23 protein-coding genes are annotated in these 24438 nt (G+C 73.2%); 15 read left to right on the top strand and 8 right to left on the bottom strand.

Annotated elements, in window-relative coordinates; genetic code table 11:
* Positions 1 to 3 precede the first annotated feature (3 nt).
* From CS0771_RS05355 to folP, 5 genes are all read right to left on the bottom strand, one after another.
* The gene (locus CS0771_RS05355) at positions 4 to 3756 is read right to left on the bottom strand and encodes an ATP-binding protein (RefSeq protein ID WP_244870615.1); all 3753 of its coding nucleotides are present in this window, start codon (positions 3754 to 3756) and stop codon (positions 4 to 6) included.
* Positions 3753 to 4115, bottom strand: a complete 363-nt coding sequence (locus CS0771_RS05350) for a hypothetical protein (protein WP_203745761.1) — start codon at positions 4113 to 4115, stop codon at positions 3753 to 3755. The genes CS0771_RS05355 and CS0771_RS05350 overlap by 4 nt, the downstream gene beginning before the upstream one ends.
* A gap of 8 nt (positions 4116 to 4123) precedes the next feature.
* Entirely contained in the window at positions 4124 to 4441 is a 318-nt protein-coding gene (locus CS0771_RS05345; RefSeq protein ID WP_212840034.1) for a hypothetical protein, read from the bottom strand.
* A 234-nt stretch (positions 4442 to 4675) separates the two neighbouring features.
* A complete protein-coding gene (gene folB, locus CS0771_RS05340) occupies positions 4676 to 5032 on the bottom strand; it encodes a dihydroneopterin aldolase (RefSeq protein WP_212840033.1) in 357 nt (118 codons plus the stop codon).
* A 2-nt stretch (positions 5033 to 5034) separates the two neighbouring features.
* Positions 5035 to 5868, bottom strand: a complete 834-nt coding sequence (gene folP / locus CS0771_RS05335) for a dihydropteroate synthase (protein ID WP_212845625.1) — start codon at positions 5866 to 5868, stop codon at positions 5035 to 5037.
* A 21-nt stretch (positions 5869 to 5889) separates the two neighbouring features.
* Here folP and folK point away from each other — a divergent pair, with 21 nt between their 5' ends.
* The 4 genes from folK to CS0771_RS05315 all read left to right on the top strand — a co-directional run bounded on the left by folK (position 5890) and on the right by CS0771_RS05315 (position 9920).
* Positions 5890 to 6417, top strand: a complete 528-nt coding sequence (gene folK / locus CS0771_RS05330; protein WP_212840032.1) for a 2-amino-4-hydroxy-6-hydroxymethyldihydropteridine diphosphokinase — start codon at positions 5890 to 5892, stop codon at positions 6415 to 6417.
* Positions 6418 to 6451: 34 nt separating this feature from the next.
* Positions 6452 to 6973 carry a DUF3180 domain-containing protein gene (locus tag CS0771_RS05325; RefSeq protein WP_244870614.1) on the top strand — a complete coding sequence of 174 codons (522 nt, stop codon included), beginning with the start codon at positions 6452 to 6454 and terminating at the stop codon, positions 6971 to 6973.
* 147 nt (positions 6974 to 7120) lie between these two features.
* Positions 7121 to 8377 (top strand): ABC transporter permease, encoded by a 1257-nt coding sequence (locus CS0771_RS05320; protein ID WP_212840031.1) that lies wholly within the window; start codon positions 7121 to 7123, stop codon positions 8375 to 8377.
* A gap of 271 nt (positions 8378 to 8648) precedes the next feature.
* Positions 8649 to 9920 carry a hypothetical protein gene (locus CS0771_RS05315; RefSeq protein WP_212840030.1) on the top strand — a complete coding sequence of 424 codons (1272 nt, stop codon included), beginning with the start codon at positions 8649 to 8651 and terminating at the stop codon, positions 9918 to 9920.
* A gap of 60 nt (positions 9921 to 9980) precedes the next feature.
* On the opposite strand, the gene CS0771_RS05310 is transcribed toward CS0771_RS05315, so the two are convergent.
* Both CS0771_RS05310 and CS0771_RS05305 read right to left on the bottom strand, forming a co-directional pair.
* Positions 9981 to 11135, bottom strand: a complete 1155-nt coding sequence (locus CS0771_RS05310; RefSeq protein ID WP_212840029.1) for an NADH-quinone oxidoreductase subunit D — start codon at positions 11133 to 11135, stop codon at positions 9981 to 9983.
* 176 nt (positions 11136 to 11311) lie between these two features.
* A complete protein-coding gene (locus CS0771_RS05305; protein ID WP_212840028.1) occupies positions 11312 to 12379 on the bottom strand; it encodes an SAM-dependent methyltransferase in 1068 nt (355 codons plus the stop codon).
* A gap of 76 nt (positions 12380 to 12455) precedes the next feature.
* On the opposite strand from CS0771_RS05305, the gene CS0771_RS05300 reads away from it, so the two are divergent.
* From CS0771_RS05300 to CS0771_RS05250, 10 genes are all read left to right on the top strand, one after another.
* Positions 12456 to 13697: a phytase gene (locus CS0771_RS05300; RefSeq protein WP_212840027.1), complete on the top strand. Its 1242-nt coding sequence runs from the start codon at positions 12456 to 12458 to the stop codon at positions 13695 to 13697.
* Between the two features lie 171 nt (positions 13698 to 13868).
* Positions 13869 to 14789, top strand: coding sequence for a Rossmann-like and DUF2520 domain-containing protein (locus CS0771_RS05295; protein WP_212840026.1), 921 nt, complete (start codon positions 13869 to 13871; stop codon positions 14787 to 14789).
* A complete protein-coding gene (panC, locus tag CS0771_RS05290; RefSeq protein ID WP_212840025.1) occupies positions 14786 to 15634 on the top strand; it encodes a pantoate--beta-alanine ligase in 849 nt (282 codons plus the stop codon). The genes CS0771_RS05295 and panC overlap by 4 nt, the downstream gene beginning before the upstream one ends.
* Before the next feature lie 4 nt (positions 15635 to 15638).
* Positions 15639 to 16067, top strand: a complete 429-nt coding sequence (gene panD / locus CS0771_RS05285) for an aspartate 1-decarboxylase (protein WP_212840024.1) — start codon at positions 15639 to 15641, stop codon at positions 16065 to 16067.
* A gap of 102 nt (positions 16068 to 16169) precedes the next feature.
* Positions 16170 to 17042 (top strand): septum formation family protein, encoded by an 873-nt coding sequence (locus CS0771_RS05280; RefSeq protein WP_212840023.1) that lies wholly within the window; start codon positions 16170 to 16172, stop codon positions 17040 to 17042.
* A 94-nt stretch (positions 17043 to 17136) separates the two neighbouring features.
* On the top strand, positions 17137 to 18018 hold the full coding sequence (locus CS0771_RS05275) for a septum formation family protein (protein ID WP_212840022.1): 882 nt from the start codon (positions 17137 to 17139) through the stop codon (positions 18016 to 18018).
* A gap of 100 nt (positions 18019 to 18118) precedes the next feature.
* On the top strand, positions 18119 to 19012 hold the full coding sequence (locus CS0771_RS05270; protein ID WP_212840021.1) for a septum formation family protein: 894 nt from the start codon (positions 18119 to 18121) through the stop codon (positions 19010 to 19012).
* Between the two features lie 90 nt (positions 19013 to 19102).
* Complete coding sequence (locus tag CS0771_RS05265) at positions 19103 to 20893, top strand: L-aspartate oxidase (protein WP_244870613.1); 1791 nt, start codon at positions 19103 to 19105, stop codon at positions 20891 to 20893.
* Complete coding sequence (gene nadC / locus CS0771_RS05255; protein ID WP_212840020.1) at positions 20890 to 21771, top strand: carboxylating nicotinate-nucleotide diphosphorylase; 882 nt, start codon at positions 20890 to 20892, stop codon at positions 21769 to 21771. The genes CS0771_RS05265 and nadC overlap by 4 nt, the downstream gene beginning before the upstream one ends.
* A 7-nt stretch (positions 21772 to 21778) precedes the next feature.
* Positions 21779 to 22543 carry a type III pantothenate kinase gene (locus CS0771_RS05250; RefSeq protein ID WP_212840019.1) on the top strand — a complete coding sequence of 255 codons (765 nt, stop codon included), beginning with the start codon at positions 21779 to 21781 and terminating at the stop codon, positions 22541 to 22543.
* Here the strand turns inward: CS0771_RS05250 and CS0771_RS05245 are convergent.
* Entirely contained in the window at positions 22533 to 23270 is a 738-nt protein-coding gene (locus tag CS0771_RS05245) for a class I SAM-dependent methyltransferase (protein WP_212840018.1), read from the bottom strand. The genes CS0771_RS05250 and CS0771_RS05245 overlap by 11 nt on opposite strands.
* A gap of 510 nt (positions 23271 to 23780) precedes the next feature.
* Here CS0771_RS05245 and CS0771_RS05240 point away from each other — a divergent pair.
* Entirely contained in the window at positions 23781 to 24131 is a 351-nt protein-coding gene (locus CS0771_RS05240; protein WP_203745790.1) for an Lsr2 family protein, read from the top strand.
* The last annotated feature ends 307 nt before the right edge of the window (positions 24132 to 24438 follow it).

Below are 24438 nucleotides of genomic sequence, written 5' to 3'. Positions count from 1 at the left end.
GCCTCACCGCTTGCCTCCCTGACCGGCGGCCTGCCCCGTCGGGGTGGTGTCGAGCGTCTCCAGCAGCCCCGCCACGTACGACACGTCGACCCGCACCCGCTGCACCCGGCTGTCGACATCCCGCAGCACGAACTCGCGATACCCGAGCCGCCCGGAGCTGTTGGCGTCGGGCGCGGACAGCGACGCGAGCACGGCCTCATACCCCACGTCGGTCGGCACGCGCAGCAGCCGCAGCGCCTCCGACGCGATCTCCGGGTCCTGCGCGATACGCCCCACGAACACGGTGGAGACGAGGTTCTGCACGTCGAGCCCGAGGATGTCCTTCGGGTTCTGCGACGCGACGAGGGCCGCGAGGTTCCACTTGCGGCTGTCCCGGGCGAGCCGGACCAGGAACGACCGTCCCGACCGCCACCCCTCCATGAAGTGCGCCTCGTCGAGCCCGACGAGCTTGCGCTGGTGCATGTCGCCCGAGTAGCAGCGGCGTACGGCGAGCCGGTGCGCGGTGTGCAGCATCGGCAGGGCGAGCGCCTCCTCGGCGGACCAGTACTCGCGCTCGATCTTCAGGTCGGGCAGGCGCAGCCCGGACATGGTGATGACGGTGAGCGCGGCGTCGGTGCTGAGCAGGTCGCCGGGCGGGCTGCCGAAGAACAGCAGGGCGAGCGGCATCTCGGCGGTGTCGAGCAGCAGGTTGGCCAGCTCGCGGCCGGTGTCGTCGATGCCGGCGAGGCAGCGTACGACGTCGTCGAGGGTGGCCGTCTCCTCCGCGGGCACGGTGCGCACCGCGTGACGCAGCAGCGTCGCGGTGGAGGCTTCGCGGGCGACCTGTGGCGGCATGAGCATGGAGCAGATGTCCTGCACCAGCATGCGGCGTTCGGCGCGGGCGTTGCTGACGGAGATCTCGTATTCGCGGTCGCCGTTGGGGCCGGGCGGGAACTCGGCCCGCTGCGGCGTCGGGATGAGCGAGTACGGCGCGAGGGTGCCCTGCTCGCCGCCGGTCAGGTTGAGCACGCGCGAGTACGGCCGCAGCTCCGGCATGGTGGCCAGGCGGGCGAGCGGGCCGGACGGGTCGAGCAGGGTGACCTGCACGCCGCGCCGGGCGTTGAGGTAGCCCATGGCGCCGAGCAGGGTGGACTTGCCACCGCCGGGTTCGGCGACCATGACCGACAGGCCGGAGCGCTCACGCACCTCCATGGGGAAGTGCGGGTCGAGGAAGACGGGGCGGCGGCAGGTGCCGGCGGTGCGGCCGATCAGGTCGCCGCGGCGGTCGCCGACGACGGACGCGGCCTGGGGCAGCGCGGCGGCGAGCAGGCGTACCGGCATGCGGCGCAGGTAGCCGGTGTTGGCGACGGGCTCGCCGGGGATGAACTCGCGGGCGAGCTGGTCCTGCTGCTTGGGGTGCTGCAGCGAGATGCGCAGCTCGCGGCTGTAGGTGGCGACGACGGAGCGGGCGCGTTCGAGGCATTCCTCGCGGCTGGCGCCGCTGACGGCGATGCGGTGCCAGCCGTGCGCGCGGGCGGAGTCGACGGGCAGGCCGGTGGTCATCTCGTCGCCCATGACGAGGGCGCGGCTGGCCAGGCGCTCCAGCTCGGGCGGGGCGTCCATGCCGTGCTCGAGGTAGTCCAGCTGCTGCGAGCGGATCATGCGCAGCCGGTGTTCGAGGTTGCGGAAGCTGTCGCCGGGTCCGAGGATGTCGACCCGCGAGGACAGCTCCATGGGCCAGGGCAGGCGCTCGTGGAAGTGCAGCCAGGGCTCGTGCCGCTCGGGGATGTCGAGCGGCTCCATGCGGCCGACGGTCAGCACGGCGACGTGCCGCTCTTCGCCGGTCATCCGGTTGACGAGCTTGACGGTGCTGCCGTACGGGGTGCGGTAGCGCTCGATGTGCTCGGTGAGCGCGAGCAGGTCGCCGCTGTCCCAGCGGCCGTGGCCGACGGCGCCGATCAGGTCGGGCGGGCTCATGCCGAGCGCGACGGAGCGGTAGAGCAGCCATTCCAGCTCGCCGGCGGCGGCGCGCTGGCCGCGCATGCCGAACGCGGCGAGCACCTCGTCGAACTGTTCGACCTGCTTGCCGAGCTTGCGGCGTTCGGAGTCGGCGGTGCCCTTGCCGAAGGCGCGCAGCAGCTTCTCGCTGAACGAGTCGCCGAGGGCGCGGCGGGCGAAGGTGACGCCGAGGAAGGTCTGCCCCTCGCTGTGGTTGATCTCGCGCAGGTGGCGCTGGGCGGCGACCAGGTGGTCGCCCCAGCCGGGAGCGCCGGGCACGGGCGGCAGCGGGCGGGCGGTGAGCTGGTCGAGCTGTGCGGCCCACTGGTCGGCCGGGAAGGGCCGGGTGGTACGCCGCAGGTGCAGGCGGAAGCCGGCGAGGCCGGCGTACTGCTCGCTGATGGCGGAGAGCAGCGCCTCGCGTTCGGCGTCGGGGCGGAACGCCCAGCGCACCTCGGGCAGCACGTACCAGGCGGTGACGGCGTGCGGAGTGAACGTGAGATGACCGGCGATCTCGGTGATCTCGAGTTCCTGCGCGGCGTCGCGGTCCTTGCCGGTCTTCGGTGGCGCGGCCGGCTTGACCTGCTTGCCGCGGCTCTTCGGCGGCGTCTGGCGGCGGCCGGGGTCCGGCGGGGCCGAGCGCGGCGCGGCCTGGGGCGTCCCGCGCGGTGGCAGGGGACGGCTGCTCAGCGGCACGGTGCTGACCGGCACCGAGCTGACGGGCATGGCGCTGACCGGCCGGTTGCGCGGCTCGGCCGCGGGCCGCATCGGCACCCCGCTGACCGGGACACCGCTGACGGGCGCGTTACGTGGCACGCCGCTGACGGGGGCGCTACGGGGCCCGCCACTGACCGGAGCGCTACGTGGCACGCCGCTGACGGGCGCGTTACGCGGCATGCCGCTCACCGGACGGTTGCGCGGACCGTCACCGGCAATCGCGTCATCGACGAAACCATCGGCCTGCGGGCTGCGCGGGCCGCCACCGGTGGGCGGGTCACCCGCGCGACCGCCTGCCTGTGGGCCACGTGGCCCCGCCCCGACGGGCGCATTGCGCGCGCCCCCGCCGGCGGGCACGCCGCTGACGGGTGCGCTGCGCGGGGCGCCGGTGCCGGGGCGCGCCGCGCCCGGGTGTCCGGGCGGGAGCGCGTCGTCCAGGTCCTCGTCCGGCCAGTCGGCACCCGCCGCGGACGGTGCCGTGGGACGGGGCGTGACCGGGGGCGGGGCCACCGGTGGGGTGTCGGCCCGCACGGGACCGCGCCGGGCCACTCCGGCCGGGCCTTCGTCCGGCCGCCGGGCGGTACGCCCGTACGGCCCGTCCACCCTGGTCGGCGGCGTGCCACGGGTCGGCGGGGCCGGGGGGCGCGGCGGCGTGGCGGTGCGGCCGACCGAACCGGGCTCGGCGGCCTCGGAGTCGAACAGCTCCAGGAACGGCGACTCGATGTCGGGACCGGACGGGACCTGTGGCGCGGGCCGGGACGGCTCGGGGTCGCGGCGGGTCGCGGCGGCGCGCTCGCGTTGCGCCTGGGTGGCGGCGTCGGCGGCGGCGCGCATCTCGGCGGCGCGCCGGTCGGCCGCGGTCTGCAGGTCGCTGCGCAGGTCGGCGGTGCGCGCCTCGGGGCGGGCGCCGGGCTCGTCGGCGGCGGCGTCCGGCTCGGCCGGCTCGCGCCGGCGGGGCGGCTGGAACACGGCGATCGGGCCCTGCGTGGCCGGTCCCTCGACGGAGGGGACGACGTCGGAGACGGCGTCGTCCAGGTCGTACTCGGTATCGTTGCTGGTCATGTGATCGCCTGCCGGACGACGACGCGGCGGGCGACCAGGCGCGGGTCGCGGCGCTCGGTGACCGGCTCGCGGGTGCGCCGCCAGTCGGTGAGCGCGGTCCGGATGACCATGCGCGCCGGGCGGTCGGGATCGACGTGGCGGAAGACGTACGACGTGGTGACGATCGCCAGCGCGATCTCCCACGCGGGGAAGATCTCGAAGCGCTGGCTGAACAGCCAGTGGATGCCCATGTAGAGCGGCACGAGCAGCACGAACAGGCCGTACTGCGCGTAGGGCAGCTGCACCGGGAGGGTGTAGCCGGGCGGGCCGAGGTAGACCAGGCGGGCCCGGTAGATGTCGTCGTCCGTACGCAGCCGCATCGCTCCGCCTACTCGAACATGATGTCGATCAGGTTCTCACCGACCAGCAGCAGCGCCCCCGCGCCGACGATGAACGCCACGCCGATGATCGCGATTGCCGAGCTGGTGAGCACCTTCGAGACCTCGCCCTTGCTGGCGCGGCCGATGAAGATCACGCCGAGGACGGCCAGCAGGATCGGAGAGATCTTCGTGGCGAAGAAGGTGAGGATGTCGTTGGTCGCGATGTTGCCCTTGGGGTCCGGGGCCGCCAGGACCGCGTCGGCGATCATGTCGAGGGCCGGCGTGGCATGGCTCCACGCCGCCTGGACCAGCTCCATGGCGATCATTCGGTACCTCCCCGGTGCGCGACCGGCGCTGCAATTGCCTAAGCCTTACCGATGGAGGTCATCGGCGGTGGGATGCGGCCGATGACACCCTGCTTCGTGTCGATCACAGTTCGTAGTGGAGCGCCGGGGTTTTGCTGTTGTCTAGGACCGGTGTTCGATCCATAGCAGAGCGTACGGTGCACCCACCGGTGCGACAAGCCGTGCAGCTCGTGGCGGGTGTCGGATGTCCGGCCGTCACCTTGTCCCGCTCATCGTGACGCTCACGTCGCCGAAGGTCAGCGGGATCGGCGCCTGTGGCTTGTGGACGGTGACCGTGGCCCGCGAGACGCGCTCGTCGGCCAGGCAGGCATCGACGAGCCGCCGGGCGAGCGTCTCGATGAGGTTCACCGGCGGCCCGGCCACGATCTCGGCCAGACGTGAGGCGAGCTCGCCGTAGTGCACGGTGTCGCGCACGTCGTCACTCACGGCGGCCGGGCCGAGGTCGAGTTCGAGCACCACGTCGACGACGAAGTCCTGCCCGTCGCGCCGCTCGAAGTCGAAGACGCCGTGGTTGCCGCGTACCCGCAGGCCGGTGAGCGTGATGAGGTCCATGGTCAGCCTTCGTAGCGCAGCCGGGGGCGGCCCGTCGCGCGCCACACCGCGAGCGCGTCCGCGGTCGCGCGCACGTCGTGCACGCGTACCCCCCAGGCGCCCGCGGCGGCGGCGAGCAGGCTGGTCGCGGTGGTCGCGGCGTCGCGCTCCGGGGCCGGGCGGCCGTCGAGCAGCTGCCCCAGATAGGACTTGCGGCTGGCGCCGAACAGCACCGGCAAGCCCAGGTCCAGCAGCCGGTCCAGGTGGCGGGTCAGCGCCCAGTTGTGCTCGGCGGTCTTGGCGAAGCCCAGGCCCGGGTCGATGATGACGCGGTCGGCGGCGATCCCGGCGGCCAGCGCCTCGTCCACCCGCTGCGCCAGCTCGGCGCGCACCTCGGCGACCACGTCGCCGTAGACGGCCAGCGACTGCATGCCGGCCGAGTGCCCGCGCCAGTGCATCACCACGTACGGGCAGCCGGCCGCGGCCACCACGCGGCGCATGTCCGGGTCGGCCAGCCCGCCGGAGACGTCGTTGACGACGGCGGCCCCGGCCTGCACCGCCGCGGCGGCGACGGCGGCGCGGGTGGTGTCCACACTGGTCGCCACCCCGGCCGCGGTGAGCGCGGCGATGACCGGCACCACCCGCTTGATCTCGGTGTCGGCGTCCACCCGCAGCGCGCCCGGCCGGGTCGACTCGCCGCCCACGTCCACCAGGTGCGCGCCCTGCGTGTGCAGCTCCACCCCGTGCCGTACGGCGGCGTCGAGGTCGTCATAGAGGCCGCCGTCGGAGAAGGAGTCGGGGGTGACGTTGAGAACCCCCATCACGACGGGCGGCGTCGCGCGCATCAGGTCGACCACCACGCTGCGAGAATATCGGGCGTGACGGCAGTGGTCTTCTCGATAGGCAGCAACCTCGGCGACCGCGCCGACCACCTGCGCTTCGCGGTGCGGCGCCTGGCGCAGGAGGGGGAGCTGCTCGCGGTGAGCGGCGTCTACGAGACGCCGCCGTGGGGCGACACCGAGCAGCCGGCGTACTACAACGCGGCGCTGCTGGTGCGCGGCCCGCAGAGCGTGGAGCAGTGGCTCATCACGGCGCAGGGCATCGAGCACGAGGCCGGGCGGGTGCGCCACCAGGCCCGCCGCTACAGCCCGCGCACGCTCGACGTGGACCTCGTCGCGGCGTGGACCGACGAGGGCGAGCCGATCCTGCGGGACACCCCGGAGCTGACACTGCCCCACCCGCACGCGCACCAGCGGGCGTTCGTGCTGCGCCCGTGGCTGGAGGTGCAGCCGTACGCCGAGCTGCCCGGCCACGGCTGGGTCAACGAGCTCGTGCTGGCGGAGCCCATGGCGGCCGAGGTGGCCGCGATGACCGCCCTGCCCGCTGTGCGGCTCGAAGTAGAGTGACCCCCAGCCGATGTAGTGAGGGGTGCGGACCGAAGTGAGCCAGCCGTCGACACCGGAGCCCCGGCTGCGGCCCACCAACCCGGCCACCCTCGCCGTGGCGGGCATCGGTTCCGCCGCGATCGCCTGGCTGGTCATCAGCGAGTGGTACTTCGACCTGGCCTACCTGCCGTTCCTCGGCAGCAACGGCTGGCTGACCGCGTTCATCCTGCTCGCGCTCGCCATCGGCGAGTTCGCGCTGGCGCAGCAGACGCGGGCGCGCATCGAGCGAAGGCCGGGCCGCCCGCCCGTCGAGGCGCTGGCCGTGGCCCGGTACGTGGTGCTCGCCAAGGCGTCCTCGCTGGCGGGCGCGATCTTCGCCGGTTTCGCCGCCGGGCTGAGCATCTGGCTGTTCTTCGAGCAGCAGCAGACCGACCAGCTGGCCGCGGCCGGCCGGGACCTGCCCGCCGCGCTCGTCTCGCTGGTGTGCTCGCTGGCGCTGCTGGCCGCCGGGCTGTGGCTGGAGCGGGCGTGCCGGGTGCCCCGGCGGCCCGAGGACGAGACGCCGGACATCGACTGAACCGCACGCGACCACTTTCCGACACGAGACGCCAGCAGCAGGTTATCGCCGGGCAAGACTGTCGCATTCACGTTCCAGCCGGTAGGTTGCCGTGCGTGATGCCGTGTCGTACCCCGCGACCGGCAGCCGACTCGGGAGGCGCGAGTCATGGCCTACGACAGCGATGCGACCGACGCGACAGGGCAGCGGCGGTTCCGCGGCGAGAGCTTCCATGAGGAGCCCGTCGCGGGTGTGCAGTACCGGCCGCGGGCGACGCCCGCCGCCAACCTCGACGACGTCTTCGACGACCCCGCGCACGGCGAGGTCGGCCGGGACCGGCTCGGCATCCACTTCGCGTGGGAGGGCGTGCTCCTCCTCGGCATCGTGGTGCTCGGCTTCCTGCTGCACAACAGCCACCCGGCCCAGATCAGCGGCGACCGGCTGAACCAGCTGCTGGTCTTCGCCTCGGCGCTGGGCCTGCTGGCCTTCGGCGCGGCGATGACGCTGCGGGCCGGCGCGGTGAACCTGGCGCTCGGCCCCGTCGCCTCGGCCGCCGCGCTGTTCTACGCCGAGCGCGGCAACGAGGGCGTGGTCCCGACCGCGGGGGTGGCCGTCGCGCTCGCCGCCGGGCTCGGGCTGGTCATCGCCGTCCTGGTCGTCGGCTTCCACGTGCCCGGCTGGGCGGGCAGCCTCGCCGCCGCGCTGGCGGTCATCGTATGGATCCAGAAGCACCCCGATCCGCTCACCGTGGCGGGCGAGTACGACCCGACGAACCAGGCGCTCTACCTGTACGCCGGGTTCGCCGCGCTGAGCCTCGTCGCCGGGCTGCTGGGCGCGATCCGGTCCATCCGGCGCGGCGTGGGCCGGTTCCGCCCGGTGGGCGACCCCGCGCACCGCCGGGGCGGCCTGGGCGGCGTCGTCGCCTCGCTCGGCCTGATCGCCTCGACCGCGCTCGCGGCCGTGGCGGGCGTGCTGCTCGCCGCGCTCAACGGGGCCACCGAGCAGGTCGTGGTGCCGACCGAGGGCATCGAGCTGACCGGCCTGGCCATCGGCGCGGCGCTGGTCGGCGGCGTGAGCGCGTACGGGCGCCGCGGCGGCGTCTTCGGCACGCTGCTCAGCGTCAGCCTGCTCAGCCTGGTCGTCTGGTACGCGGGCAAGGACGCGGCGAACTGGCGCGTCTCGCACTACGCGCTGGCCGCCGGGGTGGTCGCGGTCGGCCTGGTGGTGACCCGGCTGGTGGAGACGTTCGGCCGCCCGCTGCCGGTCGACGAGGAGAGCCCCGACGACTGGTCCGACGTGGGCGTGCCGGGCACCGCCGCGTGGTCCACGGGCAGCGGCGACACCTGGGCCAACCTGCCCGCGCAGGCCGCGCCCGCCCGCACCGACCAGTGGGGCGACGAGGACCGCTGGAGTTCGCTGAGGTGAGCGTGCGTCCGGCCGCGGAGGCCGGACGCCGGCAGCACTGTGCCACTTTCGAGGTCAAGACGGGCGAAAGGGGCGGGGAGTCGTTGAACCTCTCGTGACGAGAGTTCAGCGATTACCGGCACGGCGGGCGCCGATGCTGGGGCTGCGCAAGCCCCGCTGGGTCGCGCACCTGTTCCGGACGGGCACGAGGCGATCTCCGCGGCGGAGGTTCGCGCATTTCAGCGCCGCAGAGCATTCCCCTCGGCGGCAACTGTCGGTAGCCTCTAGCAACATGCCGAACTCGGACACTCGCGATGAACAGCGCCATGCGCGCCTGCTCCCGGTGCTGTTCTGGGGCGGGGTCGGGCTCGCCCCGCTGGCGGCATTGTTCCTGTTCATCGCCGATGGCGGCACCGCGTTGCGGGCCGCGGTGGGCGTGGTCATCCTGTCGGTCATCCTGATCGGCCTGTCGATCACTCTCCGTCGCGACACCGAGACCGTTCGGCTGGAGCTCGAGGACATGATCCTCGACGAGATCGACACCGTGCGGACCGACGTCCGCGACGACATCTCCACCGCCGCCCACGCCACGCACCGCGCGTTCGGCGACAAGTTCCAGTATCTGGTGGACCAGCTGGAGGCCACCCGGCACGAGCTGGACGCGACCCGGGCGCAGCTGGAGGCGGTCCGCGCCGAGCTGGCGCGCGGCGGGCAGGCGGCTCCGGCTGCGGCCGGCCGCGGCGGCCCGTCGCCGGCCCCGCACCAGCCCGCGCCGCACGGCGGCCGGGCGGGCATGCCCGGCGTGGTCCGGCACACCGAGACGGTCCAGGTCACCACCCGGCAGACCATCGTCGACCCGCACGGCGAGGACAACCAGCGCGGCGCGGTCTACGGCAGCCCGGTCGGCGGCTTCGACCGCGGCCGCGACACCGACTACGGCTCCCGCGCGGAGAGCCCCCGCGAGGAGCGGCGTTCCCGCTCGGAGCGCCGCGAGCGCGACCGCCACGAGGAGTCCTGGACCGAGCAGCGGCTGCGTGAGCAGCTGGAGCGCCGCCGGGAGGCCGACGAGCCGGTCTCCGGCGGCGACAGCTGGAGCTCCCGACGCGACCGCGACGAGCCGGTCTCCGGCGGCGACAGCTGGAGTTCCCGCCGCGACCGCGACGACGACCGCCGCCCGGGCCGTGCCGACGCGATCGAGGGCCGCTGGTCCGAGCGTGACGACGACGAGCGGCCGGGCGTACGCGCCGGCGACCGCTGGGCGAGCGTCCGCAGCGACGACCGGGGCCGCGAGGTCCGCATGGGTGAGCGGCGGGCGGCGCTGCACAGCGACAGCTCCGGCACCGAGCTGCGCATCGAGGATCGGTGGGCGGCGGTGCGCCGCGAGGACAACCGCCCCAGCAGCTTCTTCGACGACGACCAGGACGACGACCGCGGCTCGCGGCGCGAGCCCCGGGCGATCACCGGGTCCGACCGTGAGGAGCGCTGGTCCGACTACCAGGACGACCGCGGCCGGGGCCGCGAGCGCGAGCGGGACCGCGGCGACTACGACCGCCGCTACCGCTGACCGAACACGCAAAACGCGCCCTTCCGGGACCGGGAGGGCGCGTTTTCCCGTATCGGGCGGCTATTTGTCGACGTCGCCGACGACGAAGAACATCGAGCCCAGGATCGCGATCAGGTCCGGCACCAGGGTGCCCGGCAGCAGCGTGGACAGCGCCTGCACGTTGGCGTACGACGCGGTGCGCAGCTTCATCCGCCACGGGGTCTTGTCACCCTTGGAGACCAGGTAGTAACCGTTGACGCCGAGCGGGTTCTCGGTCCACGCGTAGGTGTGCCCCTCCGGGGCCTTGACCACCTTCGGCAGGCGTACGTTGACCGGCCCGGTGATCCGGTCGACCCGGTCCAGGCACTGGCGGACCAGGTCCAGCGAGGCGTACACCTGGTCGAGCAGCACCTCGAACCGGGCGTGGCAGTCGCCGGCGGTCTTGGTGATCACGGGGACGTCCAGCTCGCCGTAGGCCAGGTACGGCTCGTCGCGGCGCAGGTCGAAGTCCAGGCCGCTGGCCCGCGCGACCGGCCCCGAGGCGCCGTACGCGGCGGCCTGGGCGGCGGTGAGCACGCCGACGCCGACGGTGCGGGCCAGGAAGATGTCGTTGCGCCGGATCAGGTCGTCCAGCAGCGGCATCCGCGAGGCGACCAGGTCGACGGCCTCCCGGGCGCGCCGGGTCCAGCCCGCCGGGACCTCCTCCTTCAGCCCGCCGACGCGGTTGAACATGTAGTGCATGCGGCCGCCGGAGGCCTCCTCCATCACCGCCTGCAGCACCTCGCGCTCGCGGAACGCGTAGAACATCGGGGTGATCGCACCGATCTCCAGCGGGTACGAGCCGAGGAACATGAGGTGGTTGAGCACCCGGTTCAGTTCGGCCATCGCGGTGCGCAGCCACACCGCGCGCTCGGGGACCTCCAGGCCCATCAGCCGCTCGACGGCCATCGCCGCGCCCAGCTCGTTGCTGAACGCGCTGAGCCAGTCGTGCCGGTTGGTCAGCACCAGCAGCTGCCGGTAGTCGCGCACCTCGAACAGCTTCTCCGCGCCGCGGTGCATGTAGCCGATGATCGGCTCGGCGGAGAGCACCTTCTCCCCGTCGAGCACCAGCCGCAGCCGCAGCACGCCGTGCGTGGAGGGATGCTGCGGCCCGATGTTGAGCACCATGTCGGTGCCGAGCTGCTGCGCGCCCGCACCCGCGCCGACCGTCAGCTCCCGCGTACCCGCATCCGCCATGCGCGCCATCGTAAGCCTTCCCCAAGGAAGGGCACCTTCTTAACCCTCACCCGACGCTGTCCCGCCCCGCGTGCCGGGCGCGGCACGCCAAGATCGCCGTCTCGTGTCGAAACCTCGGTTAGAAGCGCAGGTTTCGACACGAGACAGCGATCATGCACCGTGGGTGGTCCGGGCTCTCAGGACGTGGGACGGCGGGGAGAGGTGGCGGCCCGGTGGAGGAGCGGGACGCTGCGCGGGTCGAGGGCGGTCCAGTGGGCGAGCCACCAGTGGGCGCCGAGGCCGGCGGGGGCGGTCAGCTCGGCGATCTCGCTCGCCGCGGCCAGGGCGCGCACGTAGCCGACCGGGTCGGCCGAGGCCAGGGCCAGCGGCGGCCGGGCGCCGTCGAGGCCGAGGCGGGCGAGCGCTTCGCGCTGGCGTACCAGCAGATGGTCTTCGCCGGCCGCGGCGGCCGCGGAGTCCAGGGCGACGTGGCAGGTGATGTCGGTCGTGCCGTCGAAGGCGGGCACGACCTCGCGCCCCGCGCGGAAGCCGGTCGCGGTCGGCAGCGAGGGCCGGTGGTCCCGCAGGTGCCCGTAGTCCACCGCGAGCGCCAAGCCCGCATCGACCGCACCGACCGCATCAGCCCAGGCTTCATCGCGGGCCTGCCCGATCTCCACGACCTCGCCGGGCGCGGCGGGCCACCACCGCGCTACCCAGTCCGCGTCGGCCGCGCCGAGCGGACCGCATGCGGAAAGGGAGGCATCCAGGTAAGACCCGTCCCGTGCCAGGTCCAGCGGCACGTTGTCCAGCCACTCGGTGGCCAGCAGCAGCCCGGTCAGCCCGCGCGGCACATCGGTCACCCACTCGACCTGGCCCGGTTCCGGCTCGCCGCCTCGCAACGCGCCGCCGCCACCCGCTGCGCCGCCGCGCGGTGCGTCCTTTGCGCGGGCCGGAGCCGAAAGGGGCGACGCCATAGCTGATGGCGGTGCTGTGTCTTCGCGGGGTGTCACCTCGACGCCCACCGCGCGGACACGGGCGCGCAGCGGATCGGGCAGCGCGGCCAGCACACCGGTGAGCAACTCACCGTCGCCCGCGCCCACATCCACCAGGTCGAACACGTCGGGGGAGCCGAGGGCGGCGTCGACGTCGACGGCGAGCCGGGCGATCGCCCGCGCGAAGTGGGGGGAGTGGGCGCTGGTCCGGAAGTGCGCGGCGGGCCGGTCCCGGACGAAGAAGCCGTCCGGGCCGTACAGCGCCGTTCGCATCGCGTCCCGCCATCGCATGGGTGGGGTTCACTCTCCGTTCGTCGCCGGTTGCCCTGCCGAATCTACGGTCCGCGGCATGCGACGTATTCTCACCTGCCTGGCCGCGACCGCCCTGGCGGCGACCGCGCTGCCCGGCGCGGCGGCCGCGTCCCCGGCGGAGCCGCAGGCGGTCACCGCGAAGCTGGAGACGCCCGCCCTCTACGACGACGCCGAAGGCGGCGACGCCGACGCCGACGACCCCGCCATCTGGGTCAACCCGCGCGACAAGGCCCGCAGCCGGGTCATCGTGACCGCGAAGAACGGCGGCCTGCGCGTGTACGACCTGCGCGGCCGCGAGACCCAGTCGTTCGCGACGCCGCCCGCGCCGGGACCGGACGACGAGGCTGGCCGGTTCAACAACGTCGACCTGGTGACCGGCTTCCCGCTGCGCGGCAGGCTGGTCGACCTGGCGGTGGTGACCGACCGGGGCCGCGACACGCTGCGCTTCTACCGTATCGACGACGGCGTGCTGACCGACGTGACCGCGCCGGACGTGCCGTTCGCGTTCAACACGACCCAGGAGGAGGTCAACGAGCAGGCCACCGCGTACGGGCTGGCAACCTTCACCGACGGGCAGGGCTTCCTGGCCGTGGCCAGCCGCCGCCACACGCCGGAGCTGGGCATGTTCCGGCTGGTGGCGAAGGGCGGGCAGGTCACCTACCGCCGGGTGGACCGGCTGGTGCTGCCGGACACGTTCCGGCTGCGGTCCGGCGCGAGCTGGACGCCCTGCCTGGAGCCGGGCGAGCTGCCGCAGATCGAAGGCATGACGGTGGATCCGGCAGTGGGTGTGCTCTACGCCGCGCAGGAGGACGTGGCCCTGTGGCGGGTGTCGGTCGCGGGCGGCCGCTTCGCCTCCGCACCGCGCCAGGTCGAGCGGACCAGGGAGTACGGCGTGCCCGCGGTCTACGACCCGGAGACCGAGGAGTGCACGTTCGACTGGACGGCCGACCCGGGCGAGGGCGGCCGCATCGCCGCCGACGTGGAGGGCGTCACGATCCTGCGCACCGGCCTGGTGAGCGGCACGCTGCTGGTCTCGTCGCAGGGTGACGACACCTTCTACACGTACGACCGGCTGACGCTGCGCCCGCTGTCGCGGTTCACGGTGGCCGACGGCGTGGTCGACGGCTCGCAGGAGTGCGACGGCGCGGCGGTGACGAGCACGCCGCTGCCCGGCTTCCCGGGCGGCCTGCTGGTGGTGCACGACGGGCAGGACACGCCGGACGGCAGGCGCACCGCCACGAACATGAAGTTCCTCGACGCCGGGTTCCTGCGGTCCTGAGAGCGCGGTCACGAACGGCGCTCCCGGGACGTGGTTCCGGGGGCGCCGCTCGTTGGTGCTTATGTGAACATTCCGCGGCAGTGCGGTTTCGCACAGTCTCTGTCCAGCGATCCGAGGCCGGGCGCATACTTGCGGCGACCGGTACCCCGAAGAAGAGGACTGGATCGTCAGATGAGTGCTGAGCTCACCGTGGGTGTGATCGGCGCCGGCCGGGTGGGCGCGGTCCTCGCCGCCGCCCTGGAGGCCGCCGGACACCACGTCGTCGCGGCCTCGGGCGTCTCCGCCGCCGCCAAGCACCGCATCCGCACCCTGCTCCCGGGTGCCGTCAATCTTCCCGCCGACGAGGTGGCCCGCGCCGCGGCCGACCTGCTGGTCATCGCGGTGCCGGACGACGCCCTCGCGGGCGTGGTGACCGGCCTGGCCGCGACCGGCGCGCTGCGCCCCGGGCAGGTCGTGGCACACACCTCCGGCGCGCACGGGCTGGCCGTGCTGGCCCCGGCCGCCGCCGTCGGCGCCCGGCCGCTGGCGCTGCACCCGGCGATGACCTTCACCGGCACCCCGGCCGACCTGGACCGGCTGCCCGGCATCTCGTACGGCGTCACCGCCGCCGACGCGGGCGTTCGTGAACTCGCCGCCGCGCTCGTCGCGGACCTGGGCGGCTCCCCGGAGTGGATCGCCGAGGACCGGCGCGCGCTCTACCACGCGGGCCTGGCGCACGGCGCCAACCACCTGGTCACGCTCGTGAACGAGGCGGCCGACCGGCTGCGCGACGCGGGGGTGCTGAACCCGGAGAAGGTGCTCGGCCCGCTGCTGACCGCCGCGCTGGAGAACGCGCTCAAGATGGGCGACGCGGCGATCACCGGCCCGGTGTCGCGCGGCGACGCGGGCACGGTCGCCCGGCACGTACGCGAGCTGGCGCACACCGCCCCGGACTCGCTGCCCGCGTACGTGGCGCTGGCCCGGCGCACCGCCGACCGGGCGATCGCCACCGGCCGGCTGCGCGCGACGGACGCCGAGCCGCTGCTGGGCGTGCTGGCCGACTCCACCGCCGCGGCCGCCGGGCACGTGGGCCTCGGCGAGGCGGCGAAGTGACCGCGGTCGTCCGCACCCGCGCCGAGCTGGCCGCGGCGCGTGCCGCCGCGCAGGGCACGGTCGCCGTGGTGATGACCATGGGCGCGCTGCACGAGGGGCACGCCACGCTGCTGCGCGAGGCTCGTAAGCACGGCGACTTCGTGCTCGCCACGATCTTCGTGAACCCGCTGCAGTTCGGCCCGAACGAGGACCTGGCCCGCTACCCGCGCACCTTCGAGGCGGACCTGGCGGTGTGCGAGCGCGAGGGCGTCGACCTGGTGTTCGCGCCCACCCCCGAGGTGATGTACCCGTACGGCCAGCCGGAGGTCACCGTGCACCCCGGCCCGCTGGGTGAGGTGCTGGAGGGCGCGGTGCGTCCCGGCCACTTCGCGGGTGTGCTGACCGTGGTGAACAAGCTGCTCCGGCTCACCCGGCCGGACGCGGCGTTCTTCGGCGAGAAGGACTACCAGCAGCTCACCCTGATCCGGGCGATGGCCCGCGATCTGGAGCACGACGCCGAGATCATCGGCGTGCCGACCGTACGGGAGCCGGACGGCCTGGCCCTGTCCAGCCGCAACCGGTACCTGAGCGACGACGAGCACGAGACGGCGCTGGCCCTGTCCCGGGCGCTGCGCGCGGGCGCCGCCCGGCACACCCCGGCCGAGGTGCTGGCCGCCGCGACCGCCGAGCTGACCGGCCTGGACGTGGACTACCTGGCGCTGCGCGGCGCCGACCTGAGCGAGGACCCGGTGTCCGGCCCGGCCCGGCTGCTGGTCGCGGCCCGGGTGGGCACCACCCGCCTCATCGACAACCTGCCCGTCGACCTCGTCACGAGCGGGGCGGCCGACCGGACCGAGGAGAACTGACCCGATGTTCCTGCGCACCATGTTCAAGTCGAAGATCCACCGGGCCACGGTGACCCAGGCGGACCTGCACTATGTGGGCTCCGTCACCATCGACGAGGACCTGATGGACGCCGCCGACCTGCTGCCCGGCGAGCAGGTGGCCATCGTGGACGTGACCAACGGCGCGCGCCTGGAGACGTACGTCATCCCGGGCGAGCGGGGCACCGGCGTGATCGGCATCAACGGCGCCGCAGCGCACCTGGTGCAGCCCGGCGACCTGGTCATCCTCATCTCTTACGCGCAGGTGGACGAGGCGACCGCGCGCGCGTACAGCCCGCGCGTCGTGCACGTCGACGCGCAGAACCGGATCATCTCGCTGGGCGCGGACCCGGCCGAGGCGGTGGCCGGCATGGTGGGCGACGTCGTACGCGGTGACCTGACGCTCAGCCGCTGAGGCGGCGCGCGGCCCGGCGCGGGTGATCAGCCATTAGGCCGATCCGCGCCGGGCTGATCTTTGTTTACGCTCGCCGGGCCTGACGACCTGGGAGGACGGGCGATGCGGGGACGCCTGACGGCCGGCACGATGCTGGTCGCGCTGCTGACGAATCTGGCGCTGGCGGGCTGCGGCGCGGAGCTGCCGGCCGCGGTGGACGGTGAACTGACCGACGACTGGGCGAAGGTGGCCCAGGTCAAAGGCTATGAACCGGTGGTCGGCGCGTGCTACGGCGCGACGCCGAAGGACACCGGCGGGCGCGCGGACAGCGTGGTGGACTGCAAGCCCACGCACTACGCCGAGACGGTCCACGTCGGCAGGTTCACCTTCGACCACAAGCCGGGCCCGAAGGAGCGCGCCGCCGCGTTCCGCGACTGCGACAAGCAGGCGAACGCATACATCGGGCGGCCGTGGGGCGACGGGAAGTTCTTCCTGACGCTCACGGTGCCGACCGACCCCGCCTGGGACGGCGGCGCCCGGTGGTACCGCTGCGACGTCACCGAGTCGACCACCGTGTTCGGCGAAAGCCGGTGGACGACGCGGATCGGCACCCTGAAGGACGGCATATCCGCCGACGCGCTGCTGCGCTGCGGCAAGGCGGTGCAGAAGAGCGGCCGCATCCAGGACATCCTGAACGTGCCGTGCACCATGGCGCACAACACCGAGTACGTCGGCACGTTCCGGGCCGGCGACCTGGTCGCCTACCCGAAGTCGGAGCGGCAGTGGGACGTCCTGCACCGGGAGTGCCGCAAGCTCGTCGGCACCTACCTGGGCAGCCAGAGCGCCGCCGGGCGGTTCGGGCTGATCTCGTCGCCGAACGGCTTGCGGAGCTGGAGCGAAGGCGACCGCTCAGTGCGCTGTCTCATCTGGTTCGGCGGCAAGACCACCAAGAAGTCGGCCAAGGGGAGCAAGGGCCGCGGCCTGCCCGGTTATTAGCGCAGGCCGGTGAACCCGGCCGAGAACCCGATCGGCCGCATTGGACGCGAGGGTCTAGGCTGCCCCGGGATCCGTGACACGGGGAGGAACGGCTATGCGGGTACGTCTTACGGCCGGGGCGATGACGGTGACGCTGCTGACGAGCCTGGCCATGACCGGCTGCGCGGCGAAGCTGCCGGCCGCGGTCGATCGCGACCTGACCGACGACTGGGTGAAGGTCGCGCAGGTCGAGGGCTACGTTCCCGACGCCGGGGTATGCCTGGACGTGATCCCCAAGGGCACCGGCCGCTACACCGACCTGACCGTCGAGTGCTCGAAGCTGCACTACACCGAGACGGTCCACGTGGGCCGGTTCGCCGAGACCGCGACCCGGGGCGCGAAGGACTTCGCCGCGGCGTTCACCGAGTGCGACGCGAAGTCGAAGGAGTACATCGGGCGGCCCTGGTCGGACGGCACCCTGGTGCTGAAGGTGACCACGCCGACGGACGCGGCCTGGAAGGGCGGCGCCCGCTGGTTCCGGTGCGACCTGACCGAGGTCGACTCGGTCAGCGGCGGGTCCAACTGGGTCCGGCGCAGCGCCAGCCTGAAGGACGGCATCCCGGCGGCGTCCCTGCTGACCTGCGGGAAGTACAACCGTAAGGCGAACAACACGATGCCGCGGGTGGCCTGCACGACCGCTCACAACGCCGAGTTCGCGGGCTCGTTCCGGGCGGCCGCGAACGTGGCCTTCCCCAAGTCCGAGCGGCAGTGGGACGTCATCCACAAGCAGTGCCGCGCCGTCGTCGGCAGGTTCCTCGGCGTCTCCACCACCACCGCCCAGCGCTGGGGCGTGGTCTCGTACCACCTGGGCGAGGACGGCTGGGCCGACGGCAATCGCCTGGTCCGCTGCTACGTCTGGTTCGGCGGCAGCACCATGAAGAAGTCGGCCAAGGGCAGCAAGGGCAAGGGCCTGCCGAACTTCGTCAGCGTGCCGTGACCGCCCTTCCGGGCTGCTAGATGGTCGACAGCTCCGGTGTCGCCCGGGCCTTTGTTCGGTTAGGCTCCCCGGGCGGACCGGGGTCTGGGAGGGACGACACATGGCGTGGAGGCGGTGGATCGCCGCCGGTGCGGCTGCCTGCGCACTGGCGACAGCGCTGACCGGTTGCGGCCCGGCCGCGGCCGGGGTGGACGGCCGGCTCGCCGACGACTGGGCGGCCCTGCCCGAGGCGAAGGTGTTCACCCCCGGCGCCGAGGTGTGCCACGAGAACACGTACGAGCGGACCGGCCGCGCCACGGCCTACCGCCCCGTCGACTGCGAGCTGGCGCACTACGGCGAGACGGTGTACGTCGGCCAGCTGACCGGCCCGGCTGCCGAGCTGGCCACCCCGCCGGAGCCGGACGACGTCTCGGTCGCGCCCGCGTTCGCCGAGTGCGACGAGCGGGCCACCGCGTTCACCGGCCGCCAGTGGCGGGACGGGCGGCTGACCCTGGAGCTGACCCTGCCCTCGTCCGCGGCCTGGCAGGGCGGCGCCCGGTGGTATCGCTGCGAGCTGAACGAGCTGACCACCGTCACCGACGACGCCGACTGGGTCCAGCGCAAGGGCAGCCTGCGCGGCAGCCTGCCGACCGGGCTGCTGCTCGGCTGCTTCGCCGAGACCGGCAAGAACGGCTCGGTGGACAGCATGCCCGAGATCGACTGCGCCAAGGCGCACAACGCGGAGTACGTCGGCACCTTCATGGCCGCCGCGACCCGCAAGTACCCGAGCACCGACGCGGACTGGAACTACTTCCACGACAACTGCCGCAAGGTGATGGCCGACTTCATCGGCGTGGCCAAGAGCGCGACCTCGAAGTACGGCGTGATCTCCTGGCCGTACAGCCGCGCGACCTGGGCCGCGGGCGACCGCGGGGTGCGCTGCTACCTGTGGCTGGAGACGAAGAAGATGACCGGCTCGGCCAAGGGCAGCAAGGGCAAGGGCATCCCGAGCTGACCGGGTGAGCCGGCTCCGTGAGGGGACTCACGTGGGGTCGGGGGTGAACGGCGGGCTGCGGCGCGGTTGACTGTGCTGGTGCGCAACGCGTTGACAGTCCCGGTTGAGCTTCCGGCGCCGCCGCGGGCGTTGCCCGCCCGGCCGGCGAGCTGGTTCGAGCCCACCGACGTGGTCGTGATCGGGTCCGGCATCGCCGGGCTCACCGCCGCGCTGCACCTGCGGGAAGCGGGCCTGCACGTCACGGTGGTGACCAAGGTCAACATCGATGACGGCTCCACCCGCTGGGCACAGGGCGGCATCGCCGCGGTCCTGGACCCGCTGGACACCCCCGCCGCCCACGCCCAGGACACCCTGGTCGCCGGGGTGGGCCTGTGCGACCCGGCCGCGGTCGACGTGCTGGTGACCGAGGGCCCGGCCCGGGTACGCGAGCTGATTAAGATGGGCGCCGAGTTCGACCGCCACCCCGACGGCACGCTGATGCTGACCCGCGAGGGCGGCCACCACGCCAACCGCATCGTGCACGCGGGCGGCGACGCCACCGGCGCCGAGGTGCAGCGGGCGCTGCACGCCGCGGTGCGCCGCGACCCGTGGATCCGGCTCGTGGAGCACGCGCTGGTGCTCGACCTGCTGCGCGACGCCGCCGGGCGGGCCTGCGGGGTCACCCTGCACGTGCTCGGCGAGGGCACCGAGGACGGCGTCGGCGCGGTGCTGGCGCGGGCGGTGGTGCTGGCCACCGGCGGTCTCGGGCAGATCTTCGCGGCCACCACCAACCCCGTGGTGTCCACCGGCGACGGGGTGGCGCTGGCGCTGCGGGCCGGGGCCGACGTCACCGACCTGGAGTTCGTGCAGTTCCACCCCACCTCGCTGTACCTGCCCGGCAACCGGACCGCGCAGCAGCCGCTGGTCAGCGAGGCGCTGCGCGGCGAGGGGGCGTATCTGGTCGACGCCGACGGCAAGCGTTTCATGGTGGGGCAGCACGAGCTGGCCGAGCTGGCGCCGCGCGACGTGGTGGCCAAGGGCATCCACCGGCAGATGCTGGCGTCGGGCACCGACCACGTGTATCTGGACGCGCGGCACGTGCCCGACCTGGCCAACCGGTTCCCGACGATCACGGCGTACTGCCTGGCGGCCGGGGTCGATCCCACGGTCGACCTGATCCCGGTGGCCCCCGCGGCGCACTACGCCTCCGGTGGCGTGCGCACGGACCTCGACGGGCGGACGAGCATCCCCGGCCTGTACGCATGCGGTGAGGTGGCCTGCACGGGTGTGCACGGCGCCAACCGTCTGGCCTCGAACTCGCTGCTGGAGGGCCTGGTCTTCGCCCGGCGGATCGCCGCCGACATCGCCCGCGACCTGCCCCCGCAGTCCGACCCGGTGCTCGCCGACGCGACCGTCCCGCAGGCCGGATTCGGCGCTGACGGCACGCCGGAGGATGGTGGTGCGGTCGGTGGGTCCGCCTCTCCGGCCGTTCCCGGGGCGGCGGGCGCCGAGTCGGCGCTCACCGGTCTGGCGTGGACGCCGGAGGGCGTCGTGGCGGCGCCTCCGGCGGACCCTGACGAGCTGGCCGCGCGCCGGCGTGCGCTGCAGCGGGCGATGACCCGTGGCGCGGGCGTGCTGCGCAGCGCGGAGACGCTGGCCGAGACGGCCGCCGTGCTGCGTGAGGTGGGCACGCCGCCGCTGCCCGGCCGCACCGCGGGCTGGGAGTTCGCGAACCTGCTGACCGTGGCGAGCGCGCTGGTGGCCTCGGCCTCGCTGCGCGTCGAGACGCGCGGCTGTCACTGGCGAGAGGATCATCCAGAGGCGGCCCCGGACTGGCGGGGCCACCTGTTCCCGGCCCTGGCCGCGGAGACCATGACCGAGACCTGGGAGGCGATGGCATGAGGGACACGACGCAGGCGCAGCTGGCCAAGGCGGGGCTGGACCCGGACGAGGTGCAGCGCATCGTGGCGAACGCGCTGCGCGAGGACCTCGGGCCGGACCGGCTCGACGTGACCAGCGTCGCGACCATCCCCGAGCAGCAGACCGACACCGCGGACCTGATCGCCCGGGAGGCGGGCGTGGTCGCCGGGCTGGCCGTGGCGGAGCTGGTGTTCGAGCTGGCCGGGCCGGGCGCCGAGGTGACCGTGCACGTGCAGGACGGCGACACGGTGGCGCGCGGCGACGTGCTGGCCACCATCACCGGCCCGACCCGCACCCTGCTGTCGGCCGAGCGCACCGCGCTGAACCTGCTGTGCCGCATGTCCGGAGTGGCCACCCACACGCGCCGCTGGGTCGAGCAGCTCGCGGGCACCAAGGCGCTGGTGCTGGACACCCGCAAGACTACCCCCGGCCTGCGGCCGCTGGAGAAGTACGCGGTGCGCGCCGCCGGCGGCACGAACAAGCGCATGGGCCTCTACGACGTGGCCATGATCAAGGACAACCACAAGCTCGCCGCGGGCTCCATCACGGCGGCGTACGACCTGGTGCGCAAGAACTTCCCGGACGTGCCGGTGCAGGTCGAGGTGACCACGCTGGCCGAGGCGCAGGAGGCGGTGGCCGCCGGGGCGACCTTCCTGCTGTGCGACAACATGTCGCCGGAGCTGCTGCGCGAGGTGGTCGCCGCGGTCGGCGACCGGGCCGAGCTGGAGGCGACCGGCGGGCTCACCCTGGAGGTCGCGGCCGCGTACGCGGCGACCGGGGTGGACTACCTCTCGGTGGGGGCGCTGACCCACTCGTCGCCTATCGTGGACATCGCCCTGGACCTCCGAGCGCGGAAGTAGACGCCCGGTGCTGCTCTGTATCGACATCGGTAACACCAACACGGTGCTCGCCACCTTCGACGGCGAGCAGATCGTGCACTCGTGGCGGGTCAAGACCGACGCCCGCAACACCGCCGACGAGCTGGGCCTGATGTTCCGCGGGCTGCTGGCCGGGGACAATGTGGAGATCACCGGGGTGGCCGCGTGCTCCACGGTGCCGGCCGCGCTGCGCTCGCTGCGCACCATGCTCAGCCGGTACTACGGCGGCCTGCCCGCGGTCGTCGTCGAGCCGGGCGTGCGCACGGGCGTGCAGCTGGCCATCGACAACCCGAAGGAGGTCGGCGCCGACCGCGTGGTCAACACGCTGGCCGCGCACGCCCTCTACGGCGGCCCGGCGATCGTGGTCGACTTCGGCACCTCGACCAACTTCGACGCGATCAGCGCCCGCGGCGAGTTCCTGGGCGGGGTGCTCGCCCCGGGCATCGAGATCTCGGTCGAGGCGCTCGCCGCCCGCGCCGCCCAGCTGCGCAAGGTCGAGCTGATCAAGCCCGCCCGCATCATCGGCAAGAACACCGTCGAGTGCCTGCAGTCCGGGGTGGTCTACGGCTTCGCCGGGCAGGTGGACGGCGTCGTCAACCGCATGATCGAGGAACTCGGCGGGGTCACCGCGGTCATCGCCACGGGCGGGCTCGCGCCCGTCGTCATCAGCGAGTGCCGGACCATCACCCACCACGAGCCGATGATCACCCTCATCGGGCTGCGCATGGTGTACGAGCGCAACGTCAGCGCCTGACCGCCCGGTACGCCACCGTTAGGTAGGGCAGCTCGAAGCTGTCGCGGCCGGCCAGGTCGGGGTGGTCCGCGCACAGCTCGCGCACCGCGGTCAGCAGCCGCTCCTGCTCGGCGGGGGCGGCGGTCAGGTACCAGGAGCGCGAGGCGACCAGGTCGAGCAGGCCCTGCGGCGTCTGCCGCACGGTGTGCCGGAACTCGGCGCGCTCGACGGGCGTGAACAGCGGCCCGAAGTCCAGGTCGGCGTCGAGCCGCGCGCGGTGGAAGGCGGCGGTCCGGACGATCGCGTCGAGCTGCCGCGTCCAGTCGAGGCTGGTGTCGCGGTCGTTCCACAGGGGCGCCAGCACGCCACCGGCCCGCAGCACCCGCGCCATCTCCGGGTGCGCCGTCGCCGGATCGAACCAGTGGTACGCGGTGCCCACGACGATGGCGTCGGCGGAGCCGTCCGGCAGCGGGATCGCCTCGGCCGCGCCCGCCAGCGGGGTCACCCCGGGCGTGGCCCGCGCCAGCGCCGCGCGCATCTGCGGGTCCGGCTCCACCGGCACCACGTCGAAGCCGGCGGCGAGGGCCACCCGGCTGAGCTGCCCAGTCCCGGCGCCCAGATCGACCACCCGCGCGGGCGGGGTGCCGATCGCCCAGGCGAGCGCCTCGGCCGGATAGGTCGGGCGGGCCCGTTCATAGACCTGTGCCGCGCTGCCGAAGGACAGCCGGTGCTCCTCGATTCCAGCCATGGACGCCTCCCCGTGTCCGCCGTATTCCGCCCGGGTCACCCTAGTGCAGGGGCACGCGTATTCAGGGAGCTGTCCGGGCGTTATGCGGCGGCGCTGACGAGCATGAATTCGGCGGTTGCCGCAATGGTGCCGGGACGGGGCGCGGCGGCGGACCGTCATCGTACGGTCGCGGAGCGCTGATAGCGGGCTTTGCCGCGACTATCGCCATACCGGCGGGGTCGGCATGCGGCGTCCGCGGGGCGCCGCATCCCGGCGCCTGGAACCGGTATCCCCAGCCGCGTCCTCGGGCGTTGAATGGGCTAGCGGACGCTATTTTCCCTTGTCAGACGATAGCCGATCCGGTGCCGTGCGGCGGTTTGCGCCGCGCCGCCGCGCCGCACTGGAATAAAGGTCTACCCCGGAATTGATTCGCTGTCGAAAACTGTTCTATCCTGGCGGGCGTCACCCTCTATGCAATTATGGCGCCCTTGACTGGCGGGGAGGCACGGGGCGGCGAGAAAGGAAGACCCTATGGCCAGGCGCGAGATTGTGGTTCTGGCGGACGACCTCGATGGTTCCGAAGGCGACGTCCGTAGTGTGAAGTTCGGGTTCGAAGGCGCCAACTACGAGATCGATCTCGGCCCGGCGAACCACGACAAGCTGGCATTGGCGCTGGCGCCGTTCCTGGCCGCCGCGCGCAAGGAGAGCGGCCGCCGTGGTCCGGCCGCCGCCCCGAAGGCGAAGGCGCCGACCGCCGCTGAGCAGCGTGCGTTCAACCAGCGGGTGCGCGAGTGGGCGAAGGACCAGGGCAAGGAGGTCAACGACCGGGGCCGGGTGCCGGCCAAGGTCATCGAGGCCTACTACGCCGCCGGGCTGCGCTGACCGCGGCAGACCGGCCGGGTCTGCGAGCTTCACGCAAATTTCGTATGAAAAGCGGTGCGCCGCGAAGGTTATGCACATTCCTTCGCGTCGTACCGTTTTTTCGTGTTTCGGTCGATCGGTGCGCCTGCCGGATCAGAATGTGGGCGCCGATTTTCGCTGTGCGCGTAGCGGTCCTGGATGCGGAACAGCCGTACTCCAGGCAAGGTTGGCTCTAATGCCGGTACCGGCGGCGGATTGCAGGAGTTTTGCACCCTTTACTCCGCTGTCTGCCCGACGGTGAGCGACCTGACGGTTACCCAACGGTGAC

Origin of the sequence: Catellatospora sp. IY07-71 (genome assembly GCF_018326265.1) — a bacterium.
GTDB lineage: Bacteria > Actinomycetota > Actinomycetes > Mycobacteriales > Micromonosporaceae > Catellatospora.
This window is presented reverse-complemented; position numbering and strand designations above follow the sequence as displayed.

What these genes read in the sequence shown, in the direction of transcription:
- CS0771_RS05295 (WP_212840026.1), top strand. Translation starts at nt 13,869, where the DNA reads ATGAGTGCTGAGCTCACCGTGGGTGTGATCGGCGCCGGCCGGGTGGGC.
- CS0771_RS05315 (WP_212840030.1), top strand. Translation starts at nt 8,649, where the DNA reads ATGCCGAACTCGGACACTCGCGATGAACAGCGCCATGCGCGCCTGCTC.
- nadC (WP_212840020.1), top strand. Translation starts at nt 20,890, where the DNA reads ATGAGGGACACGACGCAGGCGCAGCTGGCCAAGGCGGGGCTGGACCCG.
- CS0771_RS05275 (WP_212840022.1), top strand. Translation starts at nt 17,137, where the DNA reads ATGCGGGTACGTCTTACGGCCGGGGCGATGACGGTGACGCTGCTGACG.
- CS0771_RS05355 (WP_244870615.1), bottom strand. Translation starts at nt 3,756, where the DNA reads ATGACCAGCAACGATACCGAGTACGACCTGGACGACGCCGTCTCCGAC.
- CS0771_RS05245 (WP_212840018.1), bottom strand. Translation starts at nt 23,270, where the DNA reads ATGGCTGGAATCGAGGAGCACCGGCTGTCCTTCGGCAGCGCGGCACAG.
- CS0771_RS05345 (WP_212840034.1), bottom strand. Translation starts at nt 4,441, where the DNA reads ATGATCGCCATGGAGCTGGTCCAGGCGGCGTGGAGCCATGCCACGCCG.
- panD (WP_212840024.1), top strand. Translation starts at nt 15,639, where the DNA reads ATGTTCCTGCGCACCATGTTCAAGTCGAAGATCCACCGGGCCACGGTG.
- CS0771_RS05310 (WP_212840029.1), bottom strand. Translation starts at nt 11,135, where the DNA reads ATGGCGGATGCGGGTACGCGGGAGCTGACGGTCGGCGCGGGTGCGGGC.
- CS0771_RS05270 (WP_212840021.1), top strand. Translation starts at nt 18,119, where the DNA reads ATGGCGTGGAGGCGGTGGATCGCCGCCGGTGCGGCTGCCTGCGCACTG.
- CS0771_RS05320 (WP_212840031.1), top strand. Translation starts at nt 7,121, where the DNA reads ATGGCCTACGACAGCGATGCGACCGACGCGACAGGGCAGCGGCGGTTC.
- folB (WP_212840033.1), bottom strand. Translation starts at nt 5,032, where the DNA reads ATGGACCTCATCACGCTCACCGGCCTGCGGGTACGCGGCAACCACGGC.
- CS0771_RS05280 (WP_212840023.1), top strand. Translation starts at nt 16,170, where the DNA reads ATGCGGGGACGCCTGACGGCCGGCACGATGCTGGTCGCGCTGCTGACG.
- CS0771_RS05240 (WP_203745790.1), top strand. Translation starts at nt 23,781, where the DNA reads ATGGCCAGGCGCGAGATTGTGGTTCTGGCGGACGACCTCGATGGTTCC.
- CS0771_RS05300 (WP_212840027.1), top strand. Translation starts at nt 12,456, where the DNA reads ATGCGACGTATTCTCACCTGCCTGGCCGCGACCGCCCTGGCGGCGACC.
- CS0771_RS05350 (WP_203745761.1), bottom strand. Translation starts at nt 4,115, where the DNA reads ATGCGGCTGCGTACGGACGACGACATCTACCGGGCCCGCCTGGTCTAC.
- CS0771_RS05305 (WP_212840028.1), bottom strand. Translation starts at nt 12,379, where the DNA reads ATGCGAACGGCGCTGTACGGCCCGGACGGCTTCTTCGTCCGGGACCGG.